The 16,146-nt window shown below is 69.2% G+C and carries 13 protein-coding genes and 1 pseudogene; 13 read left to right on the forward strand and 1 reads right to left on the reverse strand.

Annotated features, from left to right (window positions below; genetic code table 11):
- Positions 1-108: 108 nt before the first annotated feature.
- The 11 genes and pseudogenes from ACLQ2Q_RS07960 (at position 109) to ACLQ2Q_RS08010 (ending at position 11,119) form a co-directional block, all read left to right on the forward strand.
- On the forward strand, positions 109-1,137 hold the full coding sequence (locus tag ACLQ2Q_RS07960) for a LacI family DNA-binding transcriptional regulator (RefSeq protein WP_425819738.1): 1,029 nt from the start codon (positions 109-111) through the stop codon (positions 1,135-1,137).
- 139 nt (positions 1,138-1,276) lie between these two features.
- Positions 1,277-2,329 carry a LacI family DNA-binding transcriptional regulator gene (locus ACLQ2Q_RS07965; protein WP_425819740.1) on the forward strand — a complete coding sequence of 351 codons (1,053 nt, stop codon included), beginning with the start codon at positions 1,277-1,279 and terminating at the stop codon, positions 2,327-2,329.
- Between the two features lie 112 nt (positions 2,330-2,441).
- Entirely contained in the window at positions 2,442-3,761 is a 1,320-nt protein-coding gene (locus ACLQ2Q_RS07970) for an ABC transporter substrate-binding protein (RefSeq protein ID WP_425819742.1), read from the forward strand.
- Positions 3,762-3,822: 61 nt separating this feature from the next.
- On the forward strand, positions 3,823-4,800 hold the full coding sequence (locus tag ACLQ2Q_RS07975; protein ID WP_425819744.1) for a carbohydrate ABC transporter permease: 978 nt from the start codon (positions 3,823-3,825) through the stop codon (positions 4,798-4,800).
- On the forward strand, positions 4,800-5,696 hold the full coding sequence (locus ACLQ2Q_RS07980) for a carbohydrate ABC transporter permease (protein WP_425819746.1): 897 nt from the start codon (positions 4,800-4,802) through the stop codon (positions 5,694-5,696). Before ACLQ2Q_RS07975 ends, ACLQ2Q_RS07980 begins: the two co-directional genes overlap by 1 nt.
- Positions 5,696-7,993: an alpha-xylosidase gene (yicI, locus tag ACLQ2Q_RS07985; RefSeq protein ID WP_425819748.1), complete on the forward strand. Its 2,298-nt coding sequence runs from the start codon at positions 5,696-5,698 to the stop codon at positions 7,991-7,993. Before ACLQ2Q_RS07980 ends, yicI begins: the two co-directional genes overlap by 1 nt.
- Positions 7,990-9,440: pseudogene (locus ACLQ2Q_RS07990) on the forward strand (GH1 family beta-glucosidase). The gene yicI and the pseudogene ACLQ2Q_RS07990 overlap by 4 nt, the downstream one beginning before the upstream one ends.
- A 62-nt stretch (positions 9,441-9,502) precedes the next feature.
- Positions 9,503-9,784, forward strand: a complete 282-nt coding sequence (locus ACLQ2Q_RS07995) for a GNAT family N-acetyltransferase (RefSeq protein ID WP_425819969.1) — start codon at positions 9,503-9,505, stop codon at positions 9,782-9,784.
- 65 nt (positions 9,785-9,849) lie between these two features.
- Complete coding sequence (locus ACLQ2Q_RS08000) at positions 9,850-10,287, forward strand: DUF1622 domain-containing protein (protein WP_425819750.1); 438 nt, start codon at positions 9,850-9,852, stop codon at positions 10,285-10,287.
- Positions 10,288-10,376: 89 nt separating this feature from the next.
- Positions 10,377-10,727, forward strand: coding sequence for a hypothetical protein (locus tag ACLQ2Q_RS08005; RefSeq protein ID WP_425819752.1), 351 nt, complete (start codon positions 10,377-10,379; stop codon positions 10,725-10,727).
- On the forward strand, positions 10,727-11,119 hold the full coding sequence (locus tag ACLQ2Q_RS08010) for a hypothetical protein (protein WP_425819754.1): 393 nt from the start codon (positions 10,727-10,729) through the stop codon (positions 11,117-11,119). The genes ACLQ2Q_RS08005 and ACLQ2Q_RS08010 overlap by 1 nt, the downstream gene beginning before the upstream one ends.
- Before the next feature lie 100 nt (positions 11,120-11,219).
- Here the strand turns inward: ACLQ2Q_RS08010 and ACLQ2Q_RS08015 are convergent, their stop codons facing one another.
- A complete protein-coding gene (locus ACLQ2Q_RS08015) occupies positions 11,220-11,510 on the reverse strand; it encodes a hypothetical protein (protein ID WP_425819756.1) in 291 nt (96 codons plus the stop codon).
- Between the two features lie 349 nt (positions 11,511-11,859).
- Between ACLQ2Q_RS08015 and ACLQ2Q_RS08020 the strand changes: the two genes are divergently transcribed.
- Positions 11,860-13,017: an exonuclease SbcCD subunit D gene (locus tag ACLQ2Q_RS08020; protein WP_425819758.1), complete on the forward strand. Its 1,158-nt coding sequence runs from the start codon at positions 11,860-11,862 to the stop codon at positions 13,015-13,017.
- Positions 13,014-16,010, forward strand: coding sequence for an AAA family ATPase (locus ACLQ2Q_RS08025; RefSeq protein ID WP_425819760.1), 2,997 nt, complete (start codon positions 13,014-13,016; stop codon positions 16,008-16,010). The genes ACLQ2Q_RS08020 and ACLQ2Q_RS08025 overlap by 4 nt, the downstream gene beginning before the upstream one ends.
- Positions 16,011-16,146 lie beyond the last annotated feature (136 nt).

Here is a 16,146-nt window from a genome sequence, read left to right on the forward strand (position 1 = left end):
CGCTTCGACAGCACAGTACGCTGGAGCCGCGGCATTTGGCAACCCTTCGAAAGCATCCCGAATCGACGAGCCCGTCCCGCCGCATCCGCGTAAGACGATGGAAGTCCAATGGCGAATATTCATGAGGTGGCCGACGCCGCGGGCGTCTCCATCAGCACCGTGTCGTACGCGCTGAGTGGCAAGCGACCTGTTTCCGACGAGACGCGGCGCCGAATCGAGGAGGCCGTCCAGCGCCTCGATTACCGCCCCAACGCGGGCGCACGGATGCTGGCCGGGCGCAGAACCCACATCCTCGCTGTGACCGAGCCGCTGCGAGCCGACACGCATGCGCCCACGCACATGGCGTTCGTCCTCGCCACCGCAGTCGCGGCTCGACGCGAGGACTACGACGTGCTCCTCCTGACCGAGGAGCAGGCTTCTGCCGGCATGCACCGTGTCGCCACGAGCGGGCTGGCGGACGCGATCATCGTCCTCGATGTCGCCCCGAACGACGAGCGCGTGGGGTTGGCGCACCACATCGCCGTGCCGAGCATCTTCGTCGGCGTGCCAGACGCGAGCGAGGGGCTCGTGTGCGTCGACCTCGACTTCGATGGGGCCGCACGGATGGGGGTCGAGCACCTCGCCGACGCAGGCCATGGCAAGCTGGGCCTCATCGGGCACGCCCCCGAGGCGTACGAGCTGTCCAATTTTCCACCGCGGGTGCGCGACGGGTTCGTGCGCTCTGCCGCCGAGCGCCATGTCGAAGGAGAATTCCGGATGCTCACCGGTGAGGGCCGGACGGAGGCGCGGGCTCGTCGCGCTGCGGCGTCGCTTCTCGACGCCGGCGCAACCGGCATCCTCCTGCACTGCAACGACGACGCGCACAATGGTGTTCTCTCCGAGATCGCAGACCGGGGACTGCGCATTCCGGAGGACGTGTCGCTCATCTCCGTGGGGTCGACTCTCGACACCACGGCTTTCGATGTGCCGCTGAGCTCCATCCCGCTGATTCCGCACCTGTCGTGCGACCTGGCGGTCTCGCTCGCAATGCAGTTTCTGTCGGGTGAACCGCCCGAGCCCGGTGTGCGGCTGATTCCGCCGACCTCTGTGGACCATGGCTCGATCGGCTTCCGTGCGGCATCGCCCGGCGAAGCCTGATCTCGGGGAGGGACTTGCCAAGGAGCCGAGGTGGCCCTATGGTGATCGAAACGCTTCGACGAAGCGCTTCGATGATCCACATCGCTGAGCGACTTCTCGGCGGAGCGATCTGTCAAACACCCAGGACGACGGAGTCGACATGGCGAAGATCCACGAGGTGGCGAAGGCCGCCGGTGTGTCCATCAGCACCGTGTCGTATGCCTTGAGCGGCAAGCGGCCCGTGTCGCTGGCCACGCGACGCCGCATCGAACGGGCGGTGCTCGAGCTGGACTACCGACCCAACGCCGGCGCCCGAATGCTCGCTGGCAGTCGCACGCATATCTTCGCGCTGACCGAGCCCTTTCGGGCCGACACGCATGCACCGACGCACATGGCGTTCGTGCTCGCCACCTCGATCGCCGCCCGCACCCACGATTACGACATCCTGCTGCTCACGGACGAGCAGGCCATCGCGGGCATGCGCCGGGTCGCGTCCAGCGGGCTCGTCGATGGCGTCATCGTGCTCGACGTCGCTCCTGACGACGCACGGGTGGAACTCGCCCGGCACCTCTCCATCCCGAGCGTCTTCATCGGTGTTCCCAACCACTCCGAAGGCCTGATCTGCGTCGACCTCGACTTCGAGGCGGCTGCTGCGCTGGCGGTCGACCGCCTCGCGGACGGGGGCCACACCTCCCTGGGGCTCGTGGGGCAGGCGCAGACCGCCTATGAGGTCTCGAACTTTCCGCCCCGCGTGCGGACTGCGTTCGAGGCGGGGGTGGCGGCTCGCGGCCTCGAGCCGATGTTCCGCACGAGCGGCGGGTCCCGCACAACGGCCGAGGACGCGCGTCGCGGTGCCGAGGAGCTGCTCGACGCCGGCGTCACGGGGCTTGTGCTGCACTGCAACGAAGATGCGCACGCGGCCGTGCTCGCCGGGCTGGCTGGGCGCGGCCTGACGATCGGCACGGACGTCGCCGTCGTCTCGGTGGCGGCCACGTTCGACACGTCGGCCTTCTCTACGCCGGTCGATGTGATCCCGCTCCTTCCGCAAGCCTCCGCCGACCTCGCGGTCGGACTCGCCATGCGCTGTCTCGGCGACAACCCGCCGGCGCCCGGCATCCACCTCATACCCCCCATCTACATCGACCACGGGTCGGTGTCCGCCCTCGGCCGGAGCTCGGCCGCCTCTCGGACAGGCGGCGCCCCCGCCGCCTGATCCGACCCGCGTCGCGGGGCCTTCGCAGGCGCGTCATCGAAGCGCTTCGACAATCCACCTCCATCAACGAGAACCCCACAGAACCACTCGCATCAAGAAAGGAGTGCCGAAGATGGCACACTCATTCACACGCAAGACCCGCACCCGGCTGCTCGGCGCCGCCGTGGCGGTCACCGTCGGAGCGCTCGCACTCGCCGGCTGCTCCGGCGGATCCGGAGACGCCGGAGGCGGCGACGGCGACACACTCAAGCTCTGGCACTACGAGGGCGCAGACAGCGCCATGGGCAAGGCCTGGGCAGAGGCCATCAAGGTCTTCGAGGAGGAGACCGGCGCAACGGTCGAGTTCGAGGAGAAGTCCTTCGAGCAGATCCAGAAGACGGCGAGCCAGGTGCTCGACACCGACGCGGCTCCCGACCTGATGGAGTTCAACAAGGGCAATGCGACCGCGGGCTTCCTCGCGAGCACGGGCCTCATCACCGACATCTCGGACGCCGTCGACGAGTACGGCTGGGCGGACAAACTCGCCCCGTCCCTGCAGACGACTGCCAAGTACAGCGAAGACGGAGTCATGGGTGGAGACACCTGGTACGGCGTCCCGAACTACGGCGAGTTCGTGGGTGCCTACTACAACCTCGACGCCTTCGAGGCGGCGGGTCTCGAAGTTCCCACCACGTACGAGGAGTTCGTCGCGGTGCTCGACGCCTTCGTCGCGAAAGGGATCACGCCGCTCTCCGAGGCGGCGGCGGAATATCCGCTCGGTCAGCTCTGGTATCAGCTCGCGCTGAGCCAGGCCGACCGCCAGTTCGTGGACGACTACCAGCTGTATGAGAACCCCGTCGACTGGCAGGGGGACGAGATCACGTATGCGACCGAGACCCTCCAGGACTACGTGGACAAGGGCTACATCGCCTCGGACGTATCGTCGATCAAGGCCGACGACGCGGGAGTCGCCTTCATCAACGGATCGGCACCGATCTTCGTATCGGGGTCGTGGTGGTTCGGCCGGTTCGTGGCAGAGGCGACGGGCTTCGACTGGTCGCTGCAGGCCTTCCCCGAGAGCGAGCTGTCGCTGGGCTCGTCGGGCAACCTGTGGGTGGTGCCGGAAAACGCTTCGAACAAGGAGCTCGCATACGAGTTCATCGACATCACGATGCGTCCCGAGATCCAGGCGATCATCGGCAACAGCGGCGGCCTGCCGGTGGCGGCCAACCCGGCTGACATCACGGATGAGAAGAGCGCGGAGCTCATCTCGACCTTCAACGGGATCCTCGACAACGACGGCCTCTCGTTCTACCCGGACTGGCCGGCACCGGGCTTCTACGACGTGCTCGTTCAGGAGCTGCAGGGCCTGGTGACGGGAGTGCAGGACGCCGAGACGACGAACGCCAAGCTCGGTGAGGCGTATGACGAAGGCACAGAAGAGTTCCGTTGACCCGCTGGTGGGGGCGGCGCCCGGAGCGGTGCCGCCCCCGCCCACTTCCTGGAGTTGAGACATGTCTCTTGCAACCCGCACCGACCGCGGAAAGACGACCCGCGTGAAGCTCCCCCCGGAGGAGCCGTCCATCCCTCAGCGCAAGGGGGGAACAGGCGGCTACTGGCTCTACCTTCTGCCCGGCTTCGTGCTGCTGCTGGTGATCGTGATCGTTCCACTCCTCTGGAACGTGTATCTCACGTTCACGAAATGGCGAGGAGTCGGCACGCCTGAGTTCATCGGCCTCGAGAACTGGCAGAAGATCTTCACCGACGAAGACTTCTGGACCTCCTTCACGAACTCCGTCTGGATGGTCATCGCGATGGTGGTCGTCCCGACCATCGTCGGGTTGATCGTCGCGGCGCTGCTGTTCGACGTCGTCGGCCGCAAGTTCGGCGGAAAGGTCGGCAGCTTCCTGCGGGCGACCTACTACCTGCCGCAGATCCTGCCCGTGGTCGTTGCCGGCATCGTGATCGGATGGATCGTGCGACCGGGTGGCGACGGCGCCCTGAATCAGATCCTGGGCTTCTTCGGCGTCCCACCATACGACTGGCTGGGGCAGATGCCTTCGGCACTCATCGTGCTCATGGTCGTCCTCATCTGGGTGCAGATCGGCTACCCGGTGGTCATCTTCATGGCTGCACTGCAGCGTGTCGACCCTGAACTCTACGAGGCGGCTGAACTCGACGGAGCGAACTGGTTCCAAAGGTTCTCCGCCATCACTGTGAGCATCATCCGGCCCGAGATCTTCGTCGTCACGCTGACCTCGACGATCGCTGCGCTGAAGGTATTCGGCCCCGTCTACGTCATCACCCGGGGAGGCCCGGCGGGCGCGACCCTGGTTCCGGCCTACTACGCCTACCAGGAGTTCTTCACGAAGCGGAACGTCGGCTACGGCGCGACCATTGCGACCGTCCTGACCATCGTCGTCGTGATCGTGTCGATCATCTTCATCCGCGTGCAGAACTCCATCGAACGCAAAGAAAGGGCGGGCCTCTGATGGCTGTCGGAACCGTTCTCGTCACGACCGGGAAAGGCGCCAAGCGCGCTGGACGCGCTCGCGGCGGCATGACCAAGAAGCGCGGAGTCGACTGGCTGCTGCTCGCGCTCGTGATCGTCGGCGCCCTCGCGGTGATCGCGCCCTTCTACCTGGTGCTGGTCAACTCGTTCAAGTCGCCCATCGACTATGCCACCGGAGGGCCGCTCGCCCTGCCGGAGTCGCTCGATTTCACGGGCATCGTCAAATTCTGGGAGCGGGTGAACTTCCCGCAGAAGGTATGGAACTCGATCTTCATCTCGGGGGTCGTCGCGGTGCTCGCCGTGGTCATCTCGATGCTCAACGCATTCGCGATAGGAATCGGAAGGGTCAGAGGACGCGCGTGGATCGTGCTTCTGTTCCTGTTGGCCAACCTGCTGCCGCAGGAAGCGCTTCTCTACCCGCTGTACTACATGTTCAAGGAGATCGGCCTCTACGACGACGTCTGGTCGGTGATCATCATCTTCACCGTCATCCAGGCGGCCTTCGGCACCTATCTCCTGTCGTCGGTCTACGGCACGTTCCCGAAGGAGATCCTCGAAGCGGCATCCATCGACGGCGCGACGCGCTGGCAGATCCTGTGGCGCGTCGTCTTCCCCATCAGCCGTCCTACGCTGTCGGTGCTGCTCATCTTCTTCTTCATCTGGACGTGGAATGAGTTCCTCATCCCGTTGACGTTCCTCGCGTCCAACGACAATCAGACCGTCCCCGTCGCGATCAGCGTGCTGCAGGGCGACCGGCTGATGGATGTCACCACCACGAGCGCGTCGGCTCTGCTCGGCATCATTCCCACGCTCATCTTCTTCCTCATCTTCCAGCGCACGCTGACGCGCGGCATCACGGCAGGAGCAGTCAAGTAATGAAGTTCACCGATGGGTTCTGGCAGCTGCGACCGGGGGTCACGGCGCTCTACGCGCAGGAGGCGTACGACATCTGGCAGGCGGATGCCGCGGCGGGGCTCAGCGGAACTGCCCCGGCGGCCCTCGGCCGAACCTCCGACGGAGCCGGTCTCGTCGTGACCGCGCCCACCGCGGTGATCGCGAAGCGCGGCGACATCCTCAACCGCCCCACCCTGACGGTCACCCTCTCGTCGCCGCTCGAGGGGGTGGTGCGGGTGCGGGTCGCTCATCACATCGGCGGCCGGTGGCATGGCGGCTTCGGGCTGCCGGGCGCTGTCGAGGGCGGCGCCGGCGCGGCATCGGTCAGCGAGGAAGGCGGCACACTCGTCAGCGGCCCGCTGACCGCGCGCATCGCCAAGGGTGCACCCTGGTCGCTGTCCTTCGAGCACGACGGCACGCGCCTCACGGGCAGCGGTCACAAGGCGCAGGGCTACGTGCAGCTCGCACCGAACGCACAGGTCGACCCCGGCGTCGTCGGCAACGCCCGCAGCGGCGGCGCTGGTCCGCAGAGCCGCGCCTACGTGCACGAACAGCTCGATCTCGGCGTGGGGGAGCTCATCTACGGCCTCGGCGAGCGATTCGGTCCGATCGTCAAGAACGGCCAGACCGTCGACATCTGGAACGCCGACGGCGGCACCTCCAGCGAGCAGGCCTACAAGAACGTGCCGTTCTACCTCTCCAACCGCGGGTACGGGGTTCTGGTGAACGACCCCGGGCACGTCTCGTTCGAGATCGGCTCGGAGGCGGTCGAGCGCCTGCAGTTCTCGGTTCCCGGCGAGGTGCTGGAGTACTTCGTGATCGCCGGGCCGACGCCGAAGGACGTCCTCGAGCGATACACGGCCCTCACCGGCCGCCCGCCCATCGTGCCGGCGTGGTCATACGGGCTCTGGCTCTCGACCAGCTTCACCACCGACTACGACGAGCAGACGGTCACCTCGTTCGTCGACGAGATGGCGCGCCGCGAGCTGCCGGTCTCGGTGTTCCACTTCGACTGCTTCTGGATGCGCGAGTTCAACTGGTGCGACTTCGAGTGGGATCCGCGGGTCTTCCCCGACCCGGAGGGCATGCTCGATCGCCTGCACGGCAAGGACCTGCGGGTCTCGGTGTGGATCAACCCCTACATCGGCCAGCGCTCGCCCCTTTTCGCCGAGGGCGCGGAGGCGGGATACCTCGTCAAGCGGGCCGACGGCTCGGTGTGGCAGTGGGACCTCTGGCAGGCGGGAATGGGTCTCGTCGATTTCACCAACCCCGACGCGACGGCGTGGTTCCAGTCGAAGCTCCGCGCGCTCGTCGACCAGGGCGTCGACTGCTTCAAGACCGACTTCGGCGAGCGCATCCCGCTCGACGTCGCCTGGTTCGACGGCGCGGATCCCGAGCGCATGCACAACCTCTACACGCAGCTCTACAACAAGGCGGTGCACGATGTGCTCGTCGGCGCCCGGGGCGAGGGTGACGCGGTCCTCTTCGCCCGCTCCGCCACCGCCGGCGGCCAGAGCATGCCCGTGCATTGGGGCGGCGACTCCACGTCGACCTTCGCGTCGATGGCCGAGACCCTCCGCGGCGGGCTCTCCCTCGCGCTCAGCGGCTTCGCGCACTGGAGCCACGACATCGGCGGCTTCGAGGGCACCCCGGATGCCGCGGTCTTCAAGCGCTGGACCGCGTTCGGGCTGCTGGGCAGCCACAGCCGCTTCCACGGCTCCACGTCCTACCGTGTGCCGTGGATCTTCGACGAGGAGGCCGTGGATGTGACCCGCACGTTCACGCACCTGAAGATGCGCCTGATGCCGTACCTCTTCCAAGCGGGGGTGGATGCCGCGGCATCCGGGGTCCCCATCCTGCGGCCCCTGCAGCTGGAGTTCCCGGAGGACCCCGCCGTCGGCTACCTCGACAGGCAGTACATGCTCGGCTCCGACATCCTGGTGGCGCCGGTCTTCACCGCGTCGGGAGACGTGGAGTTCTATCTCCCGGCCGGAAGGTGGACGCACCTGCTCACCGGCGAAGAGGTGACGGGCGGCGGCTGGCGCCGCGAGACGCACGGGTTCCAGAGCCTGCCCATCTACGTGCGGCCGGGGACCGTGCTGCCGTGGGGAGCGCGGGTCGATCGGCCCGACTACGACTATCTCGACGGGCTGACGTTCCGCACCTTCGCGGGCGAACCGCGCGGCGCGGAGGTCGTCGTCACCAACCCCGACGGTCGCGTCGGCCGTTTCGACACACAGGGAAACGCCATCGGCGGGACTGGAAAGGTAGGAGAATGACTCTCTTCTCGACGGCCGGCATCAAGGGCTCCACCGACTACAGGGACGCCGGACTGGTGTTCCCGCCCGGATTCACCTTCGGCTCCGCGACCGCGGCCTACCAGGTCGAGGGCGGCGCACAGGAGGACGGGCGCGGTGCCTCGATCTGGGACACGTTCAGCAGGACGCCGGGCAAGGTGTGGAACGGCGACACCGGCGACGTCGCCTGCGACCACTACCACCGCTGGGAGAGCGACCTGGATCTGATGGCCGAACTCGGCCTCGGCGCGTACCGGTTCTCGATCGCCTGGCCCCGCATCCAGCCGATCGGGCGCGGGCCCGTCAACCAGGCGGGGATCGACTTCTACTCGCTCCTCGTCGATGGCCTGCTGGAGCGGGGCATCAAGCCGGTGGCGACGCTCTACCACTGGGATCTGCCCCAGGCCCTCGAGGACGAGGGCGGATGGCCCGCGCGTTCGACCGCCGAAGCGTTCGGGGAGTACGCCGCGATCATGGGCGCGGCGCTCGGTGACCGGGTGCACACCTGGACGACCCTCAACGAGCCGTGGTGCTCGGCATACCTCGGATACGGCCAGGGCGGCCACGCCCCCGGCCGGCACGAACCCGCAGCGGCGCTCGCTGCGGTGCACCACCTCAACCTCGCGCACGGCCGGGCGGTGCAGGCGCTGCGCGCCACGTCGACGGGCGACCCCGACTACTCCATCACGCTGAACTTCCACGTGCTGCGAGGCAAGGGCGACGGCGCGGCAGAGGCGATGCGCCGGGTCGATGCCCTGGCCAACCGAGCATTCACAATGCCGCTGCTGCGGGGCAAATACCCGGCCGACCTGCTCGAGGACACCCAACGGTGACCGACTGGTCGTTCGTGCGCGAGGGCGACCTCGCCGACATCTTGCAGCCGATCGACGTGCTCGGCGTCAACTACTACTCCACCGCCACGGTGCAGCTGTGGGACGGCGTTTCGCCGAAGCAGCAGAACGACGGTCACAAGGCGGCGGGCGGCGGAACGGCGTGGCCCGGCAGCGACGGCATCGTGGAGTTCCTCGAACAGCCCGGTCCCTACACCACCATGGGCTGGAACATCGCTCCCGAGGGTCTGGAAGAGCTGCTGCTCTCGCTGAAAGACCAGTTCCCCGGGCAGCCGCTGATGATCACGGAGAACGGTGCTGCCTTCGACGACGTGGTGGCCGAGGACGGATCGGTACCGGACGCCGACCGGGTCGACTACCTTCGGCGGCACTTCACGGCCGCTCATCGCGCCATCGAGGGCGGCGTCGACCTGCGGGGCTACTTCGTCTGGTCGCTGATGGACAACTTCGAGTGGGGCTACGGCTACGCGAAGCGGTTCGGGATCGTGCGCGTCGACTTCGACACGCTGGAGCGCACGCCGAAGGACAGCGCGCGGTGGTTCCAGCAGCTGGCGGGCAGCGGGATCCTCCCCGCGTAGCGCGGCTCCGAGCCCGGCGGCGGTAGCGGGCGTACGATTTTCAGGTGAGTTCCTTGACGTTCATGCACGAACCGGATGCCTCGCGCTACACGCTCCGCAGGGGCGCAGACCTCGTCAGCATCCTCGACTACCGTGACGACGGACGCACCGTGGCCATGACGCGGGCCTACACCGTGCCGACGTTCCGGGGCCACGGTTACGCCGCCGAGGTCGTGGAGCGGGCCGTGTCCGATCTGGAGGAGACCGGCGACCGCAAGGTGATCCCGGTGTGCTGGTACGTCGTGGACTGGTTCGATGAGCACCCGGATCGCCGCGGCATCCTGCAGGGCCGTCGCAGCGCATAGGGGCGCCTCCAGCTCCCTAGCGCGCGCCCCCCGGCCCTTCGGCTGGGCGCCGCTACGCTGAGCCCGTGGACTTCCCGGTTTTCGTCTCGCTCGAGATCTTCTTCGCCGGCGTGACGATCGCGTTCGAGTTGCTCGGCGCGGTGGCGATGATCGTCGGAACGGTCATCGCCGCGATTCTGTGCGTGCGATCGCTGCGCCGCGGCGAGGGCGGCCAGACGGCGTTCACGACGCTCCGCAACACGCTCGGTGCGGCCATCCTGCTCGGGCTCGAAGTGCTGGTCGCGGCGGACCTCCTGCGCACGATCACTTCGAAGCCCTCGATGGAGGAGGCCCTCATCCTCGGGCTGATCGTTCTGATCCGGGTGGTGCTCTCCTTCTCGATCCAGGTGGAGATCGACGGGATCTCCCCGTGGCGGCGGGCGCTGCTGACCAGCGGCGGCCAGCTGATCGGGCAGGCCGTCGCCAAGGATCGCCGGGCCCAGTCGTCATCCGACCCGCGCTGAGCCGTCGTACACGGGGCCCTGTATACCGTCAAGCCCCTTCCCGCGCGCGCGCCCGCGCGCGAGGCTGAACGGCAACGAGAGGACTCGCGATGAGCAACCCACAGGATCCGCAGGACCTGCCAGAAGGCGTCATCAACAACGAACCGGCCGGCGGCTGGGGAAGCGAAGAGGCGTCGGCCACCGAGGCGGATTCCGACCGCAGTTCGAGCGGCCTTCCCCCCAACACCCCCACTGGCACCGATGCCACCGCCGACGCTCCCGGCCAGCCGGCGGAGCCGTCCGGCCCCGAGGCGCCGAGCGCCCCGGCCGGTCCCATCGAGGGCGACGGGGCCGGCCAGGGCCTGGATCCGGATCTGGCCACCGACGCCGACCTGGAGCAGGGTCGCGGCGAGGACCCCTCGCTCGACCCCGGCGCACGCGAGCGACAGGAAGGCCTGTGATGAGCGAATACGAGAAGAACGGCGGGGATTATCCCGACAAGGGCGGCACCTGGTCCGGCCCGGTCTCCGATGACGCGAAATCCCAGCCCGAGTCCGACGGCACCGCATCCGGCGCCGGCACACAGGCGGGGGTGTCGGAGCCCGGTACCCAGGACGAACCCCTGCAGGACATGCACCCCACGTCGGTCGACGAGAAGATCGAGGGCATCATCGCCCAGTCCCGGTCCGACTTCGCGGGGAGCGGGGACATGGACCTGCCGCTGCTGGTGCGCCGCCGTCTCGAAGACGCCGGCATCCAGGCCTCCGACGCTGACATCCAGCGTGTGGTCGACCGCGTCGGGAACGTCGACGACGGCACGCGGATCGAGCCCGGAGTCCATCCGGATCGCTGAGCCGTACCCGAGGGCCGCCGCTGACGAGGTCAGCGGCGGCCCTCGGTGTGGTCTACGGCGTTCTTCGGCCCGCTCGGCGTCGCGCTCGCTGCGGCATCCGTCAGCAGCAGGCGAGCTCCGCCCCGGCGAGCGCCGGTGCGCCGGCGAGGCGGCCCTGCCGGGAGATCGGACGCGGCCATGCCGCGCGCACGGTGCCACGCGCGGCGGTGACGGCGGCGAGCCCGGGCGTGGCGCGCTCGGCCATCGCGTGGGGAGCGGTGAAGCGGTGTCGCGACGTCGGTGTCGGCGCGGCCGTGCGTTCGGCGATGCGAGCGAGAAGCAGGTGCTCGCGGTCGAGCCGCGCGGAGTCGTGTCGGTACTGAACTTCAGCGGCGTGGATCGCGTTCAGCATGATTCCTCCTGGGATCACTGGTGTTCTGATACCCAGAACGTAGGCGCAACCTCCGACATTTCACTCGGGCGGCGAGGTGTCCGTAACTGACGCATCCATGGCAGTCGGACGCCGTCGCTCCGCGTCCGCGGATGCCGTGGCGCGGTCGCCCGGATGCTTCGGGCGGCCGCGTCCGTCGGCGCTCGCGCTGTCGTTCTCGCCGCGCGCGACGTGAATCCGCGCAGCGCACGCAGGATTCAGCAGCGCGGGTTGCTCTCGGCACGGCATGTGCGGCGGCGCAGCGAGGCAGGTTGGCCGCACCCGGCCACGCCTCATCGTCGATGTCCGAGCTCCGACCTACCGTGGATCCATGCGCATCCTGCACACCTCCGACTGGCACATCGGCCGGTCCTTCCACGGGCATTCCACGCTCGAGGCGCTGCGCGGTGTGCTCGAGGCGCTCACGGCGCAGGTGCGCGAGCACCAAGTGGACGTCGTGGTGATGGCCGGCGATGTCTTCGACTCCGCCACGCCCGCCGCCGGCTGCTTCACACTGCTGACCGACACCCTGGCGGCGATCCGCGCCGCGGGCGCGCAGGTGGTGGTGACCAGCGGCAACCACGATTCCGCCGCACGTCTCGGCTTCCAGTCGCGTTTCCTCGGCATGGCCGGCATCCACGTCCTCACCGACCCGCTCGCCGTCGGCACCGCCATCGCGCTCGACGACGAGCACGGGCCGGTGCACTTCTACGGGATCCCGTTCCTCGAGCCCTCGCTCGTGCGTCACCTCTGGCCCGACGCCGACCTGCACTCGCAGGCTCAGGTCATGGCGCACGCGATGGGACTCGTGCGCACCGACCTCGCCGAGCGCGGTGGTCGCTCGGTGGCCATCGCCCATTGCTTCGCAGCCGACGTCGAGCCGACTCCCGGGGTGGAGCGCGAGATCCGGCAGGGAACCCTGGATGTCGTCCCACTGGCCGCCTTCGACGGGCCCGACTACGTCGCGCTGGGTCACATCCACGGGCGGGCCCGGCTGTCGGAGCGGGTGCGCTACGCGGGCGCGCCGCTGCACTACAGCTTCGGCGAGGCCGACAAGCCTCGGGGCTCCTGGCTGGTGCAGCTGGATGCCGCGGGCCTTTCGCACGTCGAGTGGGTCGAGCTGCCCGTTCCACGCCGGCTGCAGACGCTGCGCGGCACGCTCGACGAGCTGCTGACCGACGTCTCCTACGAGGTGCACCGCGACTCCTGGATCTGCGCGCGGCTGACCGATGCGACCCCGCAGCTCGAGCCGATGCGCAAGCTGCAGAGCCGCTTCCCCTGGTGCGCGATGATCCAGCCGGACCCGCAGGGGCGTCCCGCCCCCGACGGCGTGTCCTACGCTGCCCGAAGGGGGGCGGCACGAACGGATCCCGAGCTGATCGACGCATTCCTCACGCACGTGCGTGCCGGCGAGGGTGCGAGCGAGCAGGAGGCGGCACTGGTCTCGGATGTCGTGACCGAGCGTCGGGTGTCCGAGGTGCTGGCATGAGGATCCACCGCTTGGAGGTCGAGGGGTTCGGTCCTTTCCGCGACCGCCAGAGCGTCGACTTCGACGCCTTCGCCGAAGAGGGCATCTTCCTCATCTCCGGCCGCACCGGCGCCGGAAAATCCAGCATCCTCGACGCGGTCTGCTTCGCGCTGTACGGCAACGTCCCCCGCTACGAAGAAGGCGACAAGCGCCTGCGCAGCGACCACAGCGAACCGGGCGATCCGACGCAGGTCGTACTCGAGTTCTCCACCGGCGACCGCCGATGGCGCATCGAGCGCTCGCCGGAGTTCGATCGCCTCAAGAGGCGCGGCGGCGGCACCACGATCCAGGCTCCCGAGGCCCGCATGTTCGAGTGGGTCGACGGGTCGTGGCGGGGGCGGGCGGCGCGACCGCGCGATGTCGGAGTGCTGCTGGATGAGATTCTGGGGCTGAACCAGCAGCAGTTCCTCCAGGTCATCCTGCTCGCCCAGAACCGGTTCGCCCGCTTCCTGCTCGCGAAGAACGACGAACGGCAGACCCTGCTGCGCACCCTCTTCGGCACCCGGCGGTTCGAGGAGTACGAGCGCGCGTTCGAGCAGCGCCGCAAGGACGCCGGTGAGGCGATGGCCCTGCAGAACCAGGCCCTGCTGTCGGACCTCGAACAGGCAGAGGCGCTGCTCGACGAAACTCCGCTTCCCGGCGCCGGAGAGGGAGAACCGGCGAACCTCGACCTCGCCGTCCGTCTCGGTCACGTGCAGCAGGGTGCTCTTCGTGCACGGCACATCGTCGAGACCGCGACAGCGGAGGAGGCGACCGCGACGGCGGCGCACGCCGCCGCCGAGAAGCGCTCAGCCGAACTCCTCGCGCAGGCCGAGAAGCAGCAGCGGCGAGATCGCTCGCGCGCCGCACTGCAGGCACTGGAGGCTCGGGCAGGAGCCATCCGCGGCGACCGCGCCGAATTCGCCGACGCCCAACGCGCAGAGGCTCTGCGTCCGGCGATCGATGGCGCGCGCAAGGCCCTTGTCGCGCTCACTGCGGCGACGGCCCGGGAGGCATCGGCGCGAGAGGCCTGGCTTGCCGCGGGTGAAGAAGATGCGGGACCGACCGAGCTCGACGCGCTCGTCTCCACGTTGACCCGGGAGGTCGGAGAGTGGTCGGCGGCCCTGCCGGCTGAACGCGGCATCCCCGGAGCGGAAGCCGACGTCGCCCGTTTCGAGGCCGCACTCGCGTTGCTCGACGCACGGCTCGCCGAGGCGGACGCGAGCCGGCTCGGGCTGCCCGCGCGCATCGCCGCGCTCGACGATGCGCTGGCAGACGCGACACGTGCCGGTGCCGGGGCGGAGGACGCCGCGGATCGGGTGCGGGAACTGGAGGGGCGCCGTGGCGCCGCGGCGGAGGCGGCCACCCTCCTGAAGGCGGCCTGGGTCGCCGAACGCGCGGCCATGGACGCCGGTTCCGCGTTCCGCGCCGCATCCGCGGCCCTCGACGAGCTTCGGGAGCGGCGCCTGGCCGGCTACGCGGGCGAGCTCGCCGAGGCCCTCGTCGCCGGAGAGTCGTGCGCCGTGTGCGGTTCGCTGGAGCACCCGTCCCCGGCGCCGCGCGGCGGCGACCCGGTCACCCCGGAGGCGATCGCGGAAGCCGAGGCGGCGAAGGGTGCCGCCCTTGCAGCGGACGTCGCGGCGACGCGGCACCTGCGCGCGGCCGAGCAGGCGACCGCGGATGCGGCGGCCCGCGCCGGTGGGCAGAGTGCAGACGAGCTCGATGGCCTGCTGGCCGATGCGCGCGGTGCGGCTTCCGCGGCATCCGAAGCCGCCACCCGCGCCGAAGCGCTGCGAGCCGACCGGGAGGCGCTCGTCGCCGAGGCTGCGACCCTTCAAGAACTTCGCGAGAGCGTCGCGGCGGAGCGATCGATCACGCTGGCCCAACTGGCGGCTGCACGGGGGTCGCTCGAGCACGCCCGCCGGACCGTGGAGGCGGCTCGGGGGGATTTCGCCGGCGTCGGCGAGCGGATCCGTGCCACCGAGCGGCGGATCGGTCTGGCCGCCGAGCTCGCGGACGTGCTCCGGGCGACGGCGCGCCTCGCGGATGCGGCGACCGCGGCGGCGGACGACCTGGAGGAGCGCCTCGCCGAAACCGGATTCGACGACCTCGCGTCGGCAACCGCCGCCCTGCGGGAGCCCGCCGTGCGCACCGCGCTCGACGCGCGCATCCGCGAGTTCGACGCGCAGCTGGCCGCCGAGAAGGCAACTCTGATGCCGCTCGAACTGGAGATGCTGCCCGAGCACCTCATCGACACGGAGGAAGCAGCCACGGCGCTGGCAGTCGCCGAGGCGCTCTGGCGCTCGGCCGTCACCGCACGCGCCCAGGCGGAGCAGCGTGCCGATGTGCTCGCCGACGCGGCCGCCAGGGCCGAGTTCGCCTACGACGCGATCGCCGCGCTCGCCGCCGAGGTGGCCGTCATCGAGCGCCTCGCCCACACCGTGTCGGGTCGGGCGCCGAACACCCGCAGGATGAAGCTTGAGACGTTCGTGCTCGCGGCCGAACTCGAAGAGATCGTCGCCGCCGCCAACGTGCGCCTCGGCGAGATGTCGGGGGAGCGGTACAGCCTGCAGCACTCGGACGCGCTCGCCGCGCGCGGCGCCGCCTCCGGTCTCGGGCTCGAGGTTCTGGATCGCTACACGGGACGCCCGCGCCCTGCGCAGTCGCTCTCGGGCGGGGAGACCTTCCTCGCGTCGCTCGCGCTCGCGCTGGGACTGGCGGAGGTCGTGACCGGTCGCGCGGGAGGAATCACCCTCGACACGCTCTTCATCGACGAGGGCTTCGGCGCCCTCGACGCCGAGACGCTCGACATCGCGATGCGGACGCTCGACGAGCTGCGCCAGGGAGGACGAACCGTCGGCGTCATCAGCCATGTGGAGGCGATGAAGGAGCAGCTGCCGGCACAGCTGCTCGTCGAGGTCACGCCCGAGGGATGGAGCGCGGTCCGCCAGGCGACGCTCGCGGCGACGTATTGAGCCCGCCACCGGCGCACATCGCCGTTTCCTGCCCCGACCGAACTGACGGGCGTCATTGTGACGCCGGGGGCCCGGGTGTACGCTTCGGCCACCGAATGCGCTCGGGGGGAGCGTCTGGGGCGGTCGCTCCTGCCCC

Source organism: Microbacterium sp. DT81.1, assembly GCF_049844955.1.
Lineage (GTDB): Bacteria > Actinomycetota > Actinomycetes > Actinomycetales > Microbacteriaceae > Microbacterium.